The 18104-nt window shown below is 39.8% G+C and carries 17 protein-coding genes; 8 read left to right on the top strand and 9 right to left on the bottom strand.

The window, feature by feature from the left end; all coding sequences use genetic code 11:
- The 4 genes from PROVALCAL_RS18005 to nadC form a co-directional block, all read right to left on the bottom strand.
- A partial coding sequence (locus tag PROVALCAL_RS18005; protein WP_006660779.1) for a biotin/lipoyl-containing protein occupies nt 1-519 on the bottom strand: 519 nt, incomplete at its 3' end.
- Nucleotides 520-532: 13 nt separating this feature from the next.
- Nucleotides 533-3199: a pyruvate dehydrogenase (acetyl-transferring), homodimeric type gene (gene aceE / locus PROVALCAL_RS18000; RefSeq protein ID WP_006660778.1), complete on the bottom strand. Its 2667-nt coding sequence runs from the start codon at nt 3197-3199 to the stop codon at nt 533-535.
- Between the two features lie 193 nt (nt 3200-3392).
- Nucleotides 3393-4169, bottom strand: a complete 777-nt coding sequence (gene pdhR, locus PROVALCAL_RS17995) for a pyruvate dehydrogenase complex transcriptional repressor PdhR (RefSeq protein ID WP_006660777.1) — start codon at nt 4167-4169, stop codon at nt 3393-3395.
- Between the two features lie 595 nt (nt 4170-4764).
- Entirely contained in the window at nt 4765-5670 is a 906-nt protein-coding gene (gene nadC / locus PROVALCAL_RS17990) for a carboxylating nicotinate-nucleotide diphosphorylase (RefSeq protein ID WP_006660776.1), read from the bottom strand.
- A gap of 101 nt (nt 5671-5771) precedes the next feature.
- Between nadC and ampD the strand changes: the two genes are divergently transcribed.
- The 7 genes from ampD (at nt 5772) to yacG (ending at nt 11351) form a co-directional block, all read left to right on the top strand.
- A complete protein-coding gene (gene ampD, locus PROVALCAL_RS17985) occupies nt 5772-6308 on the top strand; it encodes a 1,6-anhydro-N-acetylmuramyl-L-alanine amidase AmpD (RefSeq protein WP_036964207.1) in 537 nt (178 codons plus the stop codon).
- Nucleotides 6309-6589: 281 nt separating this feature from the next.
- Complete coding sequence (ppdD, locus tag PROVALCAL_RS17980) at nt 6590-7015, top strand: prepilin peptidase-dependent pilin (RefSeq protein WP_039862388.1); 426 nt, start codon at nt 6590-6592, stop codon at nt 7013-7015.
- A 12-nt stretch (nt 7016-7027) separates the two neighbouring features.
- A complete protein-coding gene (locus tag PROVALCAL_RS17975; RefSeq protein WP_006660773.1) occupies nt 7028-8422 on the top strand; it encodes a GspE/PulE family protein in 1395 nt (464 codons plus the stop codon).
- A 5-nt stretch (nt 8423-8427) separates the two neighbouring features.
- The gene (locus tag PROVALCAL_RS17970) at nt 8428-9612 is read left to right on the top strand and encodes a type II secretion system F family protein (protein WP_006660772.1); all 1185 of its coding nucleotides are present in this window, start codon (nt 8428-8430) and stop codon (nt 9610-9612) included.
- A 153-nt stretch (nt 9613-9765) separates the two neighbouring features.
- On the top strand, nt 9766-10371 hold the full coding sequence (coaE, locus tag PROVALCAL_RS17965; protein ID WP_006660771.1) for a dephospho-CoA kinase: 606 nt from the start codon (nt 9766-9768) through the stop codon (nt 10369-10371).
- A gap of 8 nt (nt 10372-10379) precedes the next feature.
- Nucleotides 10380-11138, top strand: coding sequence for a cell division protein ZapD (gene zapD, locus PROVALCAL_RS17960; RefSeq protein ID WP_006661164.1), 759 nt, complete (start codon nt 10380-10382; stop codon nt 11136-11138).
- Between the two features lie 15 nt (nt 11139-11153).
- Complete coding sequence (yacG, locus tag PROVALCAL_RS17955; RefSeq protein WP_006660769.1) at nt 11154-11351, top strand: DNA gyrase inhibitor YacG; 198 nt, start codon at nt 11154-11156, stop codon at nt 11349-11351.
- 96 nt (nt 11352-11447) lie between these two features.
- On the opposite strand, the gene mutT is transcribed toward yacG, so the two are convergent.
- The 3 genes from mutT to secM all read right to left on the bottom strand — a co-directional run bounded on the left by mutT (nt 11448) and on the right by secM (nt 15240).
- The gene (mutT, locus tag PROVALCAL_RS17950) at nt 11448-11846 is read right to left on the bottom strand and encodes an 8-oxo-dGTP diphosphatase MutT (RefSeq protein ID WP_006660768.1); all 399 of its coding nucleotides are present in this window, start codon (nt 11844-11846) and stop codon (nt 11448-11450) included.
- 60 nt (nt 11847-11906) lie between these two features.
- Nucleotides 11907-14618, bottom strand: coding sequence for a preprotein translocase subunit SecA (gene secA / locus PROVALCAL_RS17945; protein ID WP_006660767.1), 2712 nt, complete (start codon nt 14616-14618; stop codon nt 11907-11909).
- A gap of 94 nt (nt 14619-14712) precedes the next feature.
- Nucleotides 14713-15240: a secA translation cis-regulator SecM gene (gene secM / locus PROVALCAL_RS17940; protein WP_006660766.1), complete on the bottom strand. Its 528-nt coding sequence runs from the start codon at nt 15238-15240 to the stop codon at nt 14713-14715.
- A gap of 86 nt (nt 15241-15326) precedes the next feature.
- On the opposite strand from secM, the gene PROVALCAL_RS17935 reads away from it, so the two are divergent.
- Nucleotides 15327-15848 (top strand): DUF721 domain-containing protein, encoded by a 522-nt coding sequence (locus PROVALCAL_RS17935; RefSeq protein ID WP_006660765.1) that lies wholly within the window; start codon nt 15327-15329, stop codon nt 15846-15848.
- A 36-nt stretch (nt 15849-15884) separates the two neighbouring features.
- On the opposite strand, the gene lpxC is transcribed toward PROVALCAL_RS17935, so the two are convergent.
- Nucleotides 15885-16802 (bottom strand): UDP-3-O-acyl-N-acetylglucosamine deacetylase, encoded by a 918-nt coding sequence (gene lpxC, locus PROVALCAL_RS17930; protein WP_006660764.1) that lies wholly within the window; start codon nt 16800-16802, stop codon nt 15885-15887.
- Nucleotides 16803-16901: 99 nt separating this feature from the next.
- Nucleotides 16902-18059 carry a cell division protein FtsZ gene (gene ftsZ / locus PROVALCAL_RS17925; RefSeq protein ID WP_006660763.1) on the bottom strand — a complete coding sequence of 386 codons (1158 nt, stop codon included), beginning with the start codon at nt 18057-18059 and terminating at the stop codon, nt 16902-16904.
- Between the last annotated feature and the right edge of the window lie 45 nt (nt 18060-18104).

Below are 18104 nucleotides of genomic sequence, written 5' to 3'. Positions count from 1 at the left end.
TACCATGATCAGCGAGCCAGTTTTCACTTTATCGCCAGTCGCAATTTTGATCTCTTTGACAGTACCTGCAAATGGCGCAGGGACTTCCATTGAAGCCTTATCACCTTCAACGGTAATCAGAGATTGCTCAGCCGTGATTGCATCACCCACTTTCACCATAATTTCGGTGACTTCAACTTCATCACCACCGATATCTGGCACAGCAACTTCTTTCAGTGTAGAAGCTGCAGGTGCTGTTGGTGCTGCCGCAGGAGCTTCTGGAGCCGCAGCTGGCGCAGATGCACCTTCTGCCGAATCAAAGATCATGATTAATTTACCAGTAGTAACTTTGTCACCAACTGCAATTTTAATCTCTTTAACCACACCCGCTTGTGGAGATGGGACTTCCATAGACGCTTTATCACCCTCAACAGTGATGAGCGATTGCTCAGCTTCTACTTTATCACCAACTTTAACCATCACTTCGGTGACTTCAACTTCATCAGCACCGATATCTGGCACTTGGATTTCAATAGACATTGATTATTACCTCTTATGCCAAACGTGGGTTAACTTTATCTGGGTTGATGTTGTATTTTTTAATCGCTTCTTCAACGACTTTAACATCAATCTCACCACGTTTAGCCAATTCACCTAACGCTGCAACGATGACATACGTTGTGTCCACTTCGAAGTGGTGACGCAGGTTCTCACGGCTGTCAGAACGACCAAAACCATCTGTACCCAGAACACGGTATTCACTTGCTGGAACATAAGTACGGATTTGCTCAGCGAAGAGTTTCATGTAGTCAGTAGAAGCAACTGCTGGAGCATCATTCATTACTTGAGCAACATACGGTACGCGTGGTGTTGCTGATGGATGCAGCATATTCCAACGTTCACAGTCTTGACCATCACGCGCCAATTCAGTGAATGATGTTACGCTATAGACATCAGAACCAATTCCATACTCAGCGGCCAGAATATCAGCGGCTTCGCGAACATGGCGCATCATAGAACCTGAACCTAATAGCTGCACTTTACCTTTGCTACCTTCAACAGAAGCCAGTTTATAGATACCTTTACGGATACCTTCTTCAACACCTTCCGGCATTGCGTGCATGTGATAGTTTTCGTTCAGAGTCGTGATGTAGTAATACACGTTCTCTTGTTTCTCGCCGTACATACGCTCTAAACCGTTTTGCATGATCACCGCAACTTCATAAGCGTAAGCTGGATCATAAGAAATACAGTTAGGAATCGTCAGAGATTGGATATGGCTATGACCATCTTCGTGCTGTAAGCCTTCACCATTCAATGTTGTACGACCTGAAGTACCACCGATCAAGAAGCCACGAGCTTGTTGGTCACCTGCTGCCCACATTAAGTCACCAATACGTTGGAAACCAAACATAGAATAGTAAATATAGAATGGGATCATTGGCAGGTTATTGGTGCTGTATGATGTTGCAGCCGCTAACCATGAAGAACCGGCACCCAGTTCGTTGATACCCTCTTGCAGAATTTGACCTTTAGAGTCTTCTTTATAGTAAGCAACTTGCTCACGATCTTGCGGAGTATATTGCTGACCTTTCGGACTATAGATACCGATTTGACGGAACAGACCTTCCATACCGAAGGTACGAGCTTCGTCTGCAATGATTGGTACTAAACGCTCTTTGATAGAGTTGTTTTTCAACATGACATTCAATGCACGAACAAATGCGATTGTTGTTGAAATCTCTTTAGATTGTTCTTCCAGTAATTGACTGAAATCTGCCAGTGTAGGAATTTCCAGTTTTTCATCGAATTTAGCACGACGAGCTGGTAAATAGCCACCCAGAGCTTGACGACGCTCATGCAGGTATTTGTATTCTTCTGAATCTTTATCGAAAGTGATAAATGGCAGTTTTTCAATTTGCTCATCAGCAACTGGTACATTGAACTGATCACGGAAGTGGCGAACGCCATCCATGTTCATTTTCTTAACTTGGTGAGCAATGTTTTTACCTTCTGCAGTTTCACCCATACCATAACCTTTGATGGTTTGAGCTAAAATAACAGTTGGTTTGCCTTTAGTTTCTTGCGCTTTTTTGAATGCTGCATACACTTTCTTCGGATCATGACCACCACGGTTCAGGGCCCAAATTTCGTCATCAGTCATATCTTTCACTAATGCAGCCGTTTCAGGATAACGGTTGAAGAAGTGCTCACGCACATATGCACCATCGCGTGATTTAAATGTTTGATAGTCACCGTCAAGGGTTTCGTTCATCAATTGAACCAGCTTACCGGTAGTATCTTTACGCAGTAGCTCATCCCAACGATCGCCCCACATAACTTTAATAACTTGCCAGCCAGCTCCGCTAAAGATGCCTTCTAACTCGTTAACAATTTTACCGTTACCTGTAACCGGACCATCTAAACGTTGCAAGTTACAGTTAATAACGAAGACTAAGTTATCTAACTTATCGCGTGTTGCGATAGTGATTGCGCCTTTAGATTCTGGCTCATCCATTTCACCATCACCTAAGAAAGCATAAACACGCTGTGCTGACGTATCTTTCAGTCCACGGTTATCCAAATATTTCAGGAATTTAGCCTGATAAATCGCATTTAGTGGTCCCAGACCCATTGAAACGGTCGGGAACTGCCAGAAATCTGGCATCAATTTAGGGTGCGGATAAGAAGACAGACCTTTACCACCAATTTCTTGACGGAAGTTATTCATCTGTTCTTCAGTTAAACGACCTTCTAAGAATGCACGCGCATAGATACCTGGGGAGATATGGCCTTGGAAAAAGACTAAGTCACCACCATCATTGTTGTTATGAGCGCGGAAGAAATGGTTGAAGCAAACTTCATATAAAGTTGCGGAGGACTGGAATGATGCCATGTGGCCACCCAGTTCTAAATCCTTTTTAGATGCACGCAGAACGGTCATTACAGCGTTCCAGCGAATTGCAGAACGGATACGGCGTTCTAAATCCATGTTACCAGGGTATGCAGGTTCATCTTCAACAGCAATAGTGTTGATGTAATCAGAACTACCAGATGCACCAGCGGCAATGTTAACACCGCCTTTACGTGCTTCGCTTAATACCTGCTCGATAATAAACTGTGCACGATCAACACCTTCTTCACGGATGACCGATTCAATCGCCTGTAGCCAGTCGCGAGTTTCAATCGGGTCCACGTCATTTTTTAACATATCTGACATGGTGTATTCCTTATCTGTTATCTATTTTATATGGTTATGTGGAGCCTATCTTCCCAGTGCTTTCTTCATACGATTGTCTTCATGACAGTGAAAACAACAGGAAGATAGGCCCTAATGTAGTTGCCGCTTTACTTCTAATTAAGAGTGCTCACAGTAATGCAGACGCAGCAGTCAGGATCCGCATTACTAATTTTTAAATCTGATCTAAGCCAGGATGTTGCTGTAATCGGCGTAGCGAACGTTCTCTGCGAGTTTGTTCACGACCAATATCCAGCAGCAAGTCCTCAATGAAAGCGAGGTGCCGATGTGATGCCTCTCGCGCTTTTTCTGGTTCTCTTGCAACAATAGCGGAGAAAATCTGTTCTCTATGTTCACTTACCGCGTTATACATCTCTTTGCGGGTATACAAGAACTCAAAATTCTGTCGAATATTTTGCTCTAGCATTGGGATCATGCAGCGTAGTAAATGAAGGAGCACTACATTATGCGCTGCTTCCGTTACAATCAGTTGATACTGTAATACCGCATCTGATTCTGCATTAAGATCACCACTTTCTTGAGCCGATTTAATCAATTCATAGCTTTGACGGATACGCTCAAGATCTTCATCTGTACCACGTAATGCAGCGTAATAGGCAGCAATGCCTTCTAATGCATGACGAGTTTCTAAAAGATCTAATTGAGATTCTGGGTTACCAGCGAGTAATTCGGTCAATGGGTCACTAAAACTTTGCCACATCTGCTTTTGTACAAATGTGCCACCACCTTGACGACGAGATAGAAGACCTTTTGCTTCTAAGGTTTGAATAGCTTCACGCACTGATGGTCTTGAGACATCAAATTGCTTCGCAAGTTCACGTTCAGGAGGCAGCTTTTCGCCGGGGCGTAAAGTCCCCTCGAATATAAGATGCTCAAGCCGCTGCTCGATTACATCAGATAACTTTGGTTGGCGAATTTTACCGTAAGTCATAATCTGCCATTTTCATAGTGAGTAATTATTGATTATCTAGTACCCAGTGTTAATTGGTCATACCAATTATTTTATGGCTTAATAAAGTAACAAAGTATTCACTATCTGTCCATAAAGACCTTGAGCTAAATCATAAAATCCTGCAAGTTTTAACGATTTTTTTTAAAAAAAGCATTAATTAATAACCAACCCTTGACTAAACAACACACAATATTAACAAAAATAATGATTTTTTATGCCGTAAAAACCAAAACTGAAGCGTTACAGCTTACCAATTAGTGAATACTTATATGTATATAGTGAATTTTAAATCAAATTGTGAGTTATATGTTTATTCCTACTTATAAGTACAATTTTATTAGTTAAAAATTTGTTAAATCAATAGCGATTAAGAATGATATTAAATCATTCATTACATAATAACTTACCATCAATGGTAAACATTTATGTCCTAAATATGCGTTGCAATTCGATAAACACAAAATATATCTAAAAGAATAATTACTATGAGCATAACGATTAATCTAGGGCAAATCATTCAAACAATCGACTGCCCTTATCTCATTCAATACAGTCTATGCCCTTAGCTTTGTGCTTATTCACTTTTAACATTCGTAAAGCGCATTGAAAGATCTAACGCTTGAATGTGTTTCGTTAATGCGCCGACTGAAATAAAATCAATGCCCGTTTCTGCAAATTCTCTGATCGTTTTATCTGTGACATTCCCTGACACTTCTAAGGCAGCTTTGCCATTCGTAATAACCACTGCATCTTTCATCATGTCAGTCGTAAAATTATCAAGCATGATAATGTCTGCGCGAGCTTTGATTGCCTGTAACAGCTCTTCTAAATTTTCAACTTCAACTTCAATAGGAACATCTGGGTGAGCTTGACGAGCAAGAGAAACCGCTTGAGAAACTGATCCCGCAGAAATAATATGGTTTTCTTTGATGAGATAGGCATCTGACAAACCTAGTCGATGGTTATAACCGCCCCCCATGAGTACTGCATATTTTAATGCACTACGTAGACCGGGAATTGTTTTACGGGTATCTAATAATTTAGCCCGTGTACCTTCAAGAAAAGCCACATACTTTGCAGTTACTGTGGATACAGACGATAACGTTTGAATGAAATTCAATGCAGTTCTTTCGCCCGTAAGCAAGATTTGAGAAGGTCCCTGCATTTTGCATAGCACTTGATTAGGCGAAACTTTATCGCCATCTTGTACTTTCCAATCTACTTTAACTTTGTTACCTAGCTGGTAAAAAACCTCTTCTAGCCATTTTTGCCCACAAAAAACACCTTCTTCACGAGTAATAATCTGAGCATGTGCTTGTGTTTCTTTACTTAATAACTGCCCAGTGATATCCCTTTTATAATCAATAATCTGACCAAGATCTTCTTTTAAAGCCACGCTGACCATGAAAGGAATATCAGCGACTAATCTTGCCATGAGCATTTTGCGTCTTTCTTGTTCATCATAACGTCGTGTAGTCATCGTTCACTCCAAAATATGCACCCGCAGAGATCTCAATTATGCTAATCTTTTCTAATTACGGGCACTTACAAAAAAGAAAAGAGCATACTATGGATACTGATATGAAAATACATGATGGATGGCTAAATAATGTGACTCATATCCCTTCTCCACATCAGGATGACCGCCCAGAAGGAGAAACCCCTTCACTTTTGGTTATTCATAATATCAGCTTGCCTCCGGGGCAATTTGGTGGTCCTTATATTAACCAGCTATTTACTGGCACTTTAAACCCTGAAGAACATCCTTTTTTTGAGGAAATTAAACATCTGCGTGTTTCGGCTCACTGCCTTATTCGCCGTGATGGTGAAATTATTCAATATGTCCCCTTTAATAAACGAGCATGGCATGCTGGTCAATCCAACTACCAAGGAAGAGAAAAGTGTAATGACTTTTCTATTGGCATTGAGTTAGAAGGTACTGACTATGAAGCATTCACTGAAGCTCAATACTTAGCGTTAGCCAAGCTAAGCCAATTACTGATAATCGAGTACCCAAAAATTAAACAGAATATTACAGGTCATAGCGATATAGCCCCTACTCGAAAAACCGATCCTGGCCCTCACTTTGATTGGCTATATTATAAAAATTTACTCTAATGTTTATTCATTTTCTGCTCTCTCCTTTTTAGCTAATGTGGATAAAACTCCCCATTAGCTCATTTCTATCTCTGTATCTATTTATATCAGCTCAGAACATTCGTTTTTATTACAAAAATTGCCCTTAATACATTTTTGCGAGAACGCTCGAAATAAAATGAGACAGACCACTATTTGCAGTATCTATTTACAAAGCCACTCGTAATCTGCGTTTTCATCCTGTGTTTTCGCTAAAAATAGTCTCTAAAATGGAATCTCAAACTACCAAGGAGATTTTATTTATGGATCAAAAAGGATTTTCACTCGTTGAAATCATGGTTGTTATCGCAATTATTTCAATACTGAGTGCCGTTGCTATACCTGGCTACCAAAGCTATATGCAAAAAGCAGCTATGACCGACGTTCTACGGACCATATTGCCTTATAAAAACAGTGTCGAACTATGTAATTTTAACCAAGGTATTTTGGCTAAATGTAATTCTGGAAAAGAGGATATTCCGAGCAATATCAAAGGAAAGTATCTGAAACAGATCGATGCGAAAGTCGGCGTTATTACTTTTGTCGGTGATAAGACATTAACGGGCTTGTCAGGGGTTTTGACGCCAATCAATTCAACAGCTAATACCCCATTTTCTTGGGGCGTTAGTTGCCTAGCTGATAATGATGCTGAACTAAAAAAACTGTGTGAAAAAACACTGAACTTTTAATAAGGGATTAATATGCGCTCATCTAGGGAAAGCCACTATATTTTCAAAGAGCTAAAAGTGCTTTGTGATAAAAACTACATTGTCATTATTGATTACAATGAAAAAAGACTATCCATCGCTACAATAGAAAAACCAAATGATAATTTACTGTCTACTTTACGTTTCATTGCCAGCGTACCCGTCTGTTATGAAATCTGGGCAAAAGAAAAAATTGACCATTATTTCAATCGCCATATTTTAGAAATTAATGAAGATGAAAATGCATATCAGACCAATTCCACTGAATCTGTCAATGTGGTATCGCCTGCGGTTGATTTTGTCGAAGATTTATTAAAAATGGCGGTGAGAAAACGCGCTTCCGATATTCATCTTGAACCGACAAAACATAATTTAAAAATCCGCCTTAGGGTTGATGGTAAGCTCTATATCTTTCCTTCCCCACCTCATGAAATAAACAATGAAGTTATTGCTAGAATAAAAATTTTATCAAAAATGAATATTGCGGAAAAAAGAATTCCACAGGATGGTCAAATGAATTGGAATTTTGAACGGAAAAACTTTAGTATTCGCCTCTCTAGTATGCCAACTATCCACGGTGAAAAATTAGTTCTTAGATTACTCAACACTCAATTGAAATACTCTATTGAACAGATTGGAATGTGTTCATCCTTATTATCTGACCTCAAAAACACACTACAGAAACCGCAGGGGTTAATTTTAGTCACCGGTCCCACAGGTAGTGGCAAAACTGTCACACTCTACAGCGCGCTTGAGTATCTAAATAAAACGTCAAGAAATATATCAACGATTGAAGATCCTATTGAGATCCCTCTTGGGGGAATAAACCAAACACAAGTAAACGAAAAATATTCACTTACTTTTGCGTTTATCCTGCGAGCACTACTACGACAAGATCCTGATGTTATTATGATTGGGGAAATTCGTGATGAAGAAACCGCTCAGATAGCAACTCGAGCGGCGCAAACTGGTCACCTTGTACTATCAACACTTCACACCAACTGCACCATGAGTGCCATTACTCGTATGGCACAGCTCGGTGTCGACAAGAATCAGCTCCAATCTTGTTTAAAAATGGTTATCGCTCAACGCCTAGTAAGGAAACTTTGCACCTATTGCAAACAAGAAACACCGACAACCGCTCAAATAAATCAGTCCAAGAGTATTAATGAATATCACTCAACTGGTTGTGAACACTGCTTTTCTGGGTTCATGGGACGTACTGCAATCTATGAATATCTCGAGCAAACACAGCTCGATTTCATCTTTAAAGAAGGCAATAAAGTTCCAGATAATTTCAAAAGCTTATTTCAAACAAGCCTTGAGCGCGTTGATTTAGGGGAAACAACATTACAAGAAATCTACTCTACTATCGGGCAAGGGAGATAAATTCAATGTTCATTTATAGTTACACCTCATTAAACAATAATTATTATGTAGCTGACAGCTTAATTGCAAAAAGTAAAAAACAAGCATTTTTAGAAATCATTAATCGAGGGCAAACACCCATATCAATAAAATTAAAGTCTATTTTTATTTTTGATGCGGAAAATTTGAATTATAGAATTCACTTTTTTCATCAACTTAACATTCTATCCTCATCAGGAATTAGTTTACTAAAGTGCTTTCAATTGCTTCAACTCAATTGCCACCTACCTTTTTGGCGAGATATTATTAATCATACGATTAGCGACCTAGAAAAAGGAAATAATTTTATTATAAATTTTAAAAAATACCCTCATATTTTCAATCCAACCATTATTAGCTTAATTAGGATTGCTGAAAAAACCGGAAAATATGATGAAAGCTTTTTAATCATTAAAAATATGCTTGAAAATAATCAAAAAACATCAATTTTAATCAAAAAAGCCTTACGTTATCCAATTACCTTGATAGGTTTTTCCAGCTTGTTACTGATTATTATGTTGGTTTTTGTCATTCCTCAATTTGCTGAGATTTATGAGAACTTTCAACAAGAACTGCCTGCTATAACAAAAGCCGTTCTCTTAATATCCAACTCTATTATTGATAATACGAGAGAAATCTTAGCAATTCTATTTCCTACTATATTCATAGGTATAAGATATAAATCTTCTATATCGAATAGGTTGGGGTTTTTAATGGATTTTTTACCCTATATTAAGAACATCATCCGAATGAAGAGCTTGAACCTGTATTTTCTGACTCTTTCCTCAACCTTAAAATCAGGATTGTCCCTATCTGAATGTCTTGATTGCTCAGCAAGAATTATTAAACATAGTCAGTATAATAAAGAATGTAATGAAATATGTTACTCTGTTCTTAAAGGTAGCTCATTATCAGATGCAATGAAAAATACACATTTATTCCCTGACTTAGCCATTCAACTCATTTCTCTTGCTGAAGAGTCAGGAAAACTAGAATACTTTACATTATATTTATTTAAGTATTACACTCAGCAATATGAAACTATTACAGAACAGCAACTCAAAAACCTTGAGCCTATTTTACTTTTATTTATAGCAATAGTTGTCTGCTTAATTATGTTTGCAATGTACTTACCCATATTTAATTTAGGCTCGGTAATTTCGGGTGCTTAACTATGCATCCAAAGAAAACAGTTAAATTTAGATAGTAAAAACTGTTTGAAGTCACAGTTATATCCATAACATCATAGCTTGCTTAAATTGTATAAAGACAAATTAAAACTTTCAGTGTAATCTGACTTATTTCCAGTGAATTAAAGAATTTTTATGTCTTATATTGTTGCCCTCACAGGGGGAATAGGAAGTGGTAAAACAACGGTTGCCAACGAGTTTGCTAAGCTAGGAGTTCCACTAGTTGATGCTGATGTTATTGCCCGCCAAGTTGTTGAACCGAATACCCCTGCGATCATGAGTATTGCACAGCATTTTGGTCAAAATGTAATAAATCATGATGGCTCTTTAAATAGGGGTTATTTGCGAACCGTCGTGTTTTCAAAGCCAGAAGAAAAAATGTGGTTAAATGCTCTTCTTCACCCTTTGATACAACAAGAAACGCAAAAACAACTTCAGCAGGCTAACTATCCTTATGTTTTATGGGTTGTTCCCTTACTTGTTGAAAATAAGATTACGCATTTAGCGGATCGTGTTCTTGTCGTTGACGTCACTCGAGAAGAGCAGATAGAAAGAACAATTCAACGCGATAACGCAGACCGTGAGCATGTTATTCACATATTAGATGCACAGGCATCTAGAGAAGAAAGACTCTCATATGCTGATGATATTATCACCAATCATACTAATGATGCCGATATACCAAATAAAGTTGTTGAACTACACAAACAATACCTAGCACTTGCAGCACAAAAAGAATAGGAATGAGTATGAGCGAACACATCGAGACAACTTTGGTTACTTATGAATATCCAATGAATGAAAAAATTCGTTCTTGGTTGCGCCTTGAAACGTTATTAATGCAAATCTATGAGCAGAGCAACATTACCTCATACTCTTCAGGAATTGCTTTTTTTCGCTCAGTATCTGAATTAATTGAAATTCTAGATAGAGGTGAGGTTCGCTCTGACCTTATCAAAGAGCTAGAAAAACAAAAAAATCGACTACTTAACTGGATAGACTCACCAAATGTTGATAAAACATTAATCACTTCATTTCTGAATGAATTAACTCCGAAAATAAGTAGTTTGATGTCTGCTCCTAGATTTGGTCATCAACTGCGTAATGATAAAATCATTAGTATGGTTCGTCAGCGCCTCAGTATTCCTGGTGGTTGCTGTAGCTTTGATTTACCTACCCTACAACTATGGCTCAATATGCCTCAAGCAGATAGAGATAACGAAATCAAAAGCTGGCTAAATAGTTTAGACCCTTTACAAGAGGCCTTAGAAACTGTCCTACTGCTTATTCGCCAAAACGGAAGCTTTGAAGCCGCTGAATCTCATAATGGCTTTTACCAAGGTAGTGTTGAAGGAAAAGAACTTTTACGTATTCGGCTAGCTCCAGATAATTTGATATATCCACAAATTTCAGGGCATAAAACTCGTTTTGCCTTACGTTTTCTTCATATCGATAGCGAGAATGGTATACTGCCAGACGTCATTCGTTTTCAGTTAGCCTGTTGTTAGTTTGAGAGTCGATGTATGAGTGAAATTATTGAAGTCAATTGCCCTACCTGCCAAAAAATTGTTGTGTGGAATGAATCGAGTCCCTTCCGTCCATTTTGCAGTAAACGCTGCCAACTTATTGATTTAGGTGAATGGGCAACCGAAGATAAACGCATTGAAAGCCAAGGTGATATTTCAGACAGTGAAAGCTGGAGCGAACCGCCAGAGTACTAACTTTATTTTCTAGATTAACAGTGAAAATAGCCATCATTAGGCTATTTTCATCTCTATTCTTAGTACTCCCTTAACAGAATAGCATTAAAGATTGTGTTAAACCTTTTTTGTCAGCATATCTACAATCACGCGGTTAGCGAGTGGAAAATCTTCCGCTATTAAGTCGTGTTGTTTAATCCAACGTGATTTTTGCCCCTCTTTTCCATACGGTTCATTTTCCCAGTCTGAAACCATAAAAAAGTAAAGGGTGATAAATCTATCTTCAAATTCATGATCAACTTGATGGAATAAATTACAGTCAGTGACTGCAATACCAACTTCTTCCTCTAGTTCACGAATTAATGCATCCTTTGGATGCTCTCCTTTTTCTAGCTTTCCGCCAGGGAATTCCCAGAACCCCGCCATATGAGTACCCTCAGGGCGCTGAGTAATAAAAATATGTTGCTGAGAATTACGAATGATCCCAGCGGCAATATGCAGATGTTTTTTTTCCATAATTTCGTCATTAAAAAGGCGGGTTTCCCCGCCTTTATTTATTAGTTATCAAACTTTACATTAATTCAAACGGCCATGGCACTGTTTGTATTTTTTACCAGAACCACAAGGGCATGGATCATTACGACCAATTTTATGACCTTGAGTTGCAATTTTCGCTTCTGTTTCAGTCATTAACGATTCAGCTTCCGCTTCATGGCTTAAATGCTGCTTCTTAGCCAAGCGCTCTGCTTCTTCACGACGTTGTTGTTCTAATGCTTCAACTTCTTCAGGTAAGCGCACCTGAACTTTTGACAGAGTACTGATCACTTCATATTTCAGTGCTTCCAACATGTTTGCAAACATACTGAAAGATTCACGCTTGTATTCTTGTTTTGGATCTTTTTGCGCATATCCACGTAAGTGAATACCTTGACGTAAATAATCCATAGAAGCTAAGTGCTCTTTCCACAGTGTATCCAGCGTCTGTAACATAACGCCTTTTTCAAAATTACGCATCGCCTCAGCACCAACAATCTCTTCTTTACGTTGGTAAATTTCCACTGCTTTTTCCATGATACGTTCACGTAACGTTTCCTCATGAAGTTCAGGTTCTTTATCCAACCACTCTTGAATTGGTAAGTCGAGGTCAAAGTCATTAACTAAACGTTTCTGTAAACCGTCAATATCCCACATCTCTTCCAGAGATTGAGGTGGAATATATGCATCGATAATGGTGGTAAACACATCTTCACGAATGCTATCTACGGTTTCTTTGATATCGCCACCATCCAGCAGCTCATTACGCTGAGCATAAATAGCGCGGCGTTGGTCACTTGCTACATCATCATACTCAAGTAACTGTTTACGAATATCAAAGTTACGGCTTTCAACTTTACGTTGTGCATTCGCAATCGCTTTAGTAACCCATGGATGTTCAATGGCTTCACCAGGTTTCATACCCAGTTTTTTCATCATGCCCGTTACACGGTCTGATGCGAAGATACGCATTAAAGCATCTTCCATTGACAGATAGAAACGTGATGAACCAGCATCACCTTGGCGTCCCGCACGACCACGTAACTGGTTATCGATACGGCGAGATTCATGACGCTCAGTACCGATGATATGTAAACCGCCAGCCGCTAAAACTTCATCGTGACGAATTTTCCAGTTCGCTTTGATTTCATCAATTTGTTCTTGCGTTGGGTTCTCTAACGCAGCCACTTCTGACTGCCAGCTTCCCCCTAACATAATATCGGTACCACGCCCCGCCATGTTAGTTGCGATGGTTACGGCGCTTTTTTGCCCCGCATTAGCGATAATATCAGCTTCCATTGCGTGGAATTTCGCATTCAATACGTTATGAGCAATTTTCGCTTTATTCAGAGCATGTGAAATTAATTCAGATTTTTCAATCGAAATGGTACCGACCAGAACTGGCTGACCTTTGGACGTTTTATCACGAATATCTTCAATAATTGCTTCAAATTTGTCTGCTTCAGTCATATAGACTAAATCAGGCATATCCTTACGAACCATTGGACGGTTAGTTGGGATAACAATCGTATCCAGTTTATAGATAGAACTAAATTCGAATGCTTCGGTATCTGCTGTACCTGTCATACCCGCTAATTTTTCGTATAAGCGGAAATAGTTCTGGAAAGTGATAGATGCCAATGTTTGGTTTTCATTATGAATTTCAACACCTTCTTTTGCTTCAACAGCTTGGTGCAGACCATCAGACCAACGGCGCCCTTCCATTGTACGACCTGTATGTTCGTCGACAATAATGACTTGGTTATCTTTAACAATATAGTCAACATCACGAGTAAACAGTGCGTGTGCACGTAAACCTGCCATGACGTGGTGCATCAGCATAATGTTTGATGGTGAATAAAGCGACTCGCCTTCATCCATTAAACCAGCTTTTGCCAGTAATTCTTCAACCAGAACCAGACCGCGCTCTGTAATTGTTACCTGACGAGATTTTTCATCAACCGAGAAGTGACCTTCACCTTGGAAAGTGTCTGAGTCTTCTTTTTCTTGGCGAACGAGTTTCGGGATCAGCTTGTCCACTTTGATGTACAGATCAGAGCTATCTTCCGCTGGGCCTGAAATGATCAGTGGCGTACGCGCTTCATCGATAAGGATAGAGTCCACCTCATCCACTAATGCGTAATGCAGTTTACGTTGAACGCGATCTTCTGGGCTAAATGCCATGTTGTCACGTAAATAGTCAAAACCAAATTCGTTGTTAGTACCGTAAGTAATGTCTTCCGCATAAGCTTGACGCTTTGCAGGTGGAGCCATACCCGATAAGTTAATACCAACCGTTAAACCTAAAAATTCGAATAATGGACGGTTATTTTCCGCATCACGTTTTGCTAAGTAGTCGTTCACGGTAACAACGTGAACCCCTTTGCCTGATAATGCGTTAATGTATGCTGGCAGCGTTGCAGTCAGTGTTTTACCTTCACCTGTACGCATTTCTGCGATGCAACGTTCGTTCAGAACCATACCACCGATTAACTGAACGTCGAAATGACGCATACCGAATACACGTTTACTTGCTTCACGCACTGTCGCAAACGCTTCAGGAATCATATTTTCAATGCTTTCGCCTTGCTTTAAACGCTCACGAAATTCTGCGGTTTTGGCTTTCAGCTCGTCATCCGATAATTTCTCAAACTCAGGCTCTAGCTGGTTAATTTTTTCCACCTCTTTACGCAGACGGCGCAGAGTACGGTCATTACGGCTACCAAATACTTTGGTTAATAGTTTAGTTAACATATTTTTTCTCAGGTAAATCAATTAATTATTAAAATCAGTGATTTTTGGCACGATAAAACTCGCTCCGTAGTGGAGTAAGTATCGTTAAATAGATTTAGGCAAAAAATGGTCCTGCCCGAATGCCATGCACCTGAGCAACCCAAATTGCAGGCTGATAAACGGAAAAGAGGGGGTAGATGTATTCACTCGCTTGAGTGGTTGCCACATCCCATTGAAGTGACCGTTGAGCCAGCATGGCATACAACGTATCCAGCATTAACTGAGGGGCAAATAAAGGTTCTTTTTGTAACTTGCTTTTATCGGTACCTTCATCTTCAGTTGCAGAAAAAGCAAAAGTCAGCTGGCGGATAACATTACGTACCGCATGCTGCTGCCAGTAATTGACAGAATAAGAGGATGAGGATGAAGAACGCTGAGAATTCTGCTGAGCGAATAAATTATCGAATGCATTGACAGCTTGGCTTTGTCGATTTGCTGGCGCAGAATTGATTAAAGTTTGCTGGGATTCCGATAAGGCATTTAAAATTGTAGGCAAGCCTACACCCGTAGCCACAACACCTAATAAAAGGTGGGACCAAAAGTATCGTCTACCTAAATGTCGCCAAAAATTTAAAATACCCATCAAACTCTTATATAATTTATAGATTAAAGTATTATTCCCAATTATGTCCTAACATCGTTGGCGAAAGCGCAAAATGAGAGTTCACAATGAGAGATAGTCATCCACAAGCACTTTTCGATGTTCTCGAAGAGTCTCTGGCTAAAACATCAAACACTTTACAAACCATTCAGCGAAATGCAAAAGCTATTCTAAAATTGAATCGAGTTGTAAAAAGCTTGCTGCCAGCGGAAATTAAACCGATGTGTCGAGTAGCAAACTATCGAAATAACATTATGGTTATCGAAGTAGCTAATGCCAGCTGGATGACCCGCCTTAATTATGAAAGAACAAATCTTCTTTCTGCGTTAAGGTCATCTATTCTACCATCTTTATCTTCCATCGACATCAGAATCAATCCTGATCTTATACGAAAATCTAAGCAAAATAGCTCATTGAATAAGCAATCAGTGAATCAAAGGGAAAATCGTAATCAAAGACAGATTAGTACACAAACTGCTGAGCAGTTATTAAGATTAGCAGAAAAGAGTCCAAAAGGATTAAAAGAGAGGTTTGAGCGGCTGGCTGCATTAGCCGGAGAGAGTACTAATGCAACCAACAGAAAAGGCTAGCTCTGACTAGCAGAGATAGCCGCATAATAGAAACTATTATGCGAATACAGTCGAAGGCGCTTTGAATGCCAGAGGTAATTCAGCTTCGTCTTCAAAGGTTACTAAATCCCAAGCAGACTCTTTAGCAAGAACCGCTTGCAATAGTTTATTATTCAATGCGTGACCCGATTTAAATGCAGTGAATGCACCAATAATGTTATGTCCACACATGAATAAGTCACCAATTGCATCAAGCATTTTGTGACGAACGAATTCATCTTCAAAGCGTAAACCATCTTCGTTGAGAACTTTGTAGTCATCAACGACGATAGCACAGTCAAAACTACCGCCTAAGCATAGGCCTTTCGATTGCAGATATTCAATGTCACGCATGAAACCGAATGTACGCGCGCGGCTAATTTGGTTTACAAAAGATTCCGCTGAGAAATCCATTGCATAGCGTTGCGTGCTGCTATCAATTGCAGGGTGTTGAAAATCAATAGTGAAATCAAGGCTAAAGCCATTGTATGGGGACATTTCCGCCCACTTATCACCATCTTCAACACGTACAGTTTCTTTAATGCGTAAGAATTTCTTCGCACAATTTAATTCTTCAATACCGCCATCGAGCAGTAAGAAAACAAACGGTGCAGCACTGCCATCCATAATCGGGATTTCAGGCGCATTGACTTCAATAACAATGTTATCGATACCTAACCCTGCTAAAGCAGCATTCAAATGCTCAACAGTTGAAATACGTACGTTATCTTCGTTGACTAAGCAAGTACATAACATAGTATCGCGAACTGATTTCGCATCTGCCGGAAAATCTACCGGTGGATTAAGGTCAGTACGACGGTAGATGACCCCGGTATTGGCCGGTGCCGGACGTAAAGTAAGCGTAACTTTCTTGCCGGTATGTAAACCAACACCAGTCGCTTTAATAATACGTTTAAGTGTCCGTTGTTTGATCATCGTATTTTCTCGCAATGTTATAAGTCCTACTGGCTATCTTAATTGATAACCAGTAGAAAATTTTAGCACAAAAAGCGGAAAAACCAATATAATTAAAAATTAATCGGCCTGTTTACGCAAGAAAGCTGGGATATCTAAATAATCCGGCTCTTTATTTGCTTGCGTATTTTGGTCGTTAACGGCTTTTGCAGCTGGTTTTTCATCATTTAATGAAGACATGCTATTTTGCATTTGCTGATAGCGCTGCTCCATAGAAGTTTGCTGAGACATTTTATTGCTCACTAAAGTAATTTCTGGACGTTTGTCCATGCCAATACCTGTAGCAACAACAGTCACACGCAATTCTTCGTGCATTTCTGGGTCTAAAGAAGTACCGATTACGACAGTCGCATTATCAGATGCGAATGCACGAATGGTGTTACCCACTGTTTCAAACTCATCCAAGCGCAGGTCGAAACCAGCAGTAATGTTGACCAGAACACCACGCGCACCTGACAGGTCGATGTCTTCCAGAAGAGGACTAGAAATAGCCATTTCAGCTGCTTCTTCCGCTCTATCTTCGCCACGAGCCACACCTGAACCCATCATCGCATAACCCATTTCTGACATTACTGTACGCACGTCAGCAAAGTCCACGTTCATTAAACCTGGACGAGTGATCAGTTCAGCGATACCTTGAACTGCACCTTTTAATACGTCATTTGCCGCACCAAAAGCATCCAGCAAAGAGATACCACGACCAAGTACTTTCAGTAGTTTGTCGTTAGGGATAGTGATCAGCGAGTCAACATGTTTAGACAGCTCAGTGATACCCGCTTCCGCGAATGCCATGCGCTTTTTGCCTTCAAAGTTGAATGGCTTAGTCACAACAGCAACAGTCAGGATACCTAATTCTTTAGCAACTTCAGCAACAACTGGAGCCGCACCAGTACCGGTACCACCGCCCATACCCGCTGCGATAAACACCATATCTGCGCCATCAAGAGCATTGCGCAGTGCTTCACGGTCTTCTTCCGCCGCGTTACGACCAACTTCAGGGTTTGCCCCCGCACCCAGACCTTTCGTAATACCTGTACCGATCTGAATGGTTTGTCCGACTGCGGTTTTACGCAAAGCTTGTGCATCAGTGTTGACAGCAAAGAACTCAACACCTTCGATGCGCTCGCGTACCATGTGTTCAACGGCATTTCCGCCGCCGCCGCCAACGCCGATGACTTTAATCACCGCATCGTTGGTTAGCTCCATTGGTTCAAACATAATGTCTCTCCGTTTTGTGCTTACTATTGAAGCTAATAATATGCT

The sequence above is a fragment of the Providencia alcalifaciens DSM 30120 genome (assembly GCF_000173415.1).
Lineage (GTDB): Bacteria > Pseudomonadota > Gammaproteobacteria > Enterobacterales > Enterobacteriaceae > Providencia > Providencia alcalifaciens.
The sequence above is the reverse complement of the archived record's forward strand: the minus strand, read 5'-3'. Positions and strand labels throughout refer to the sequence as shown.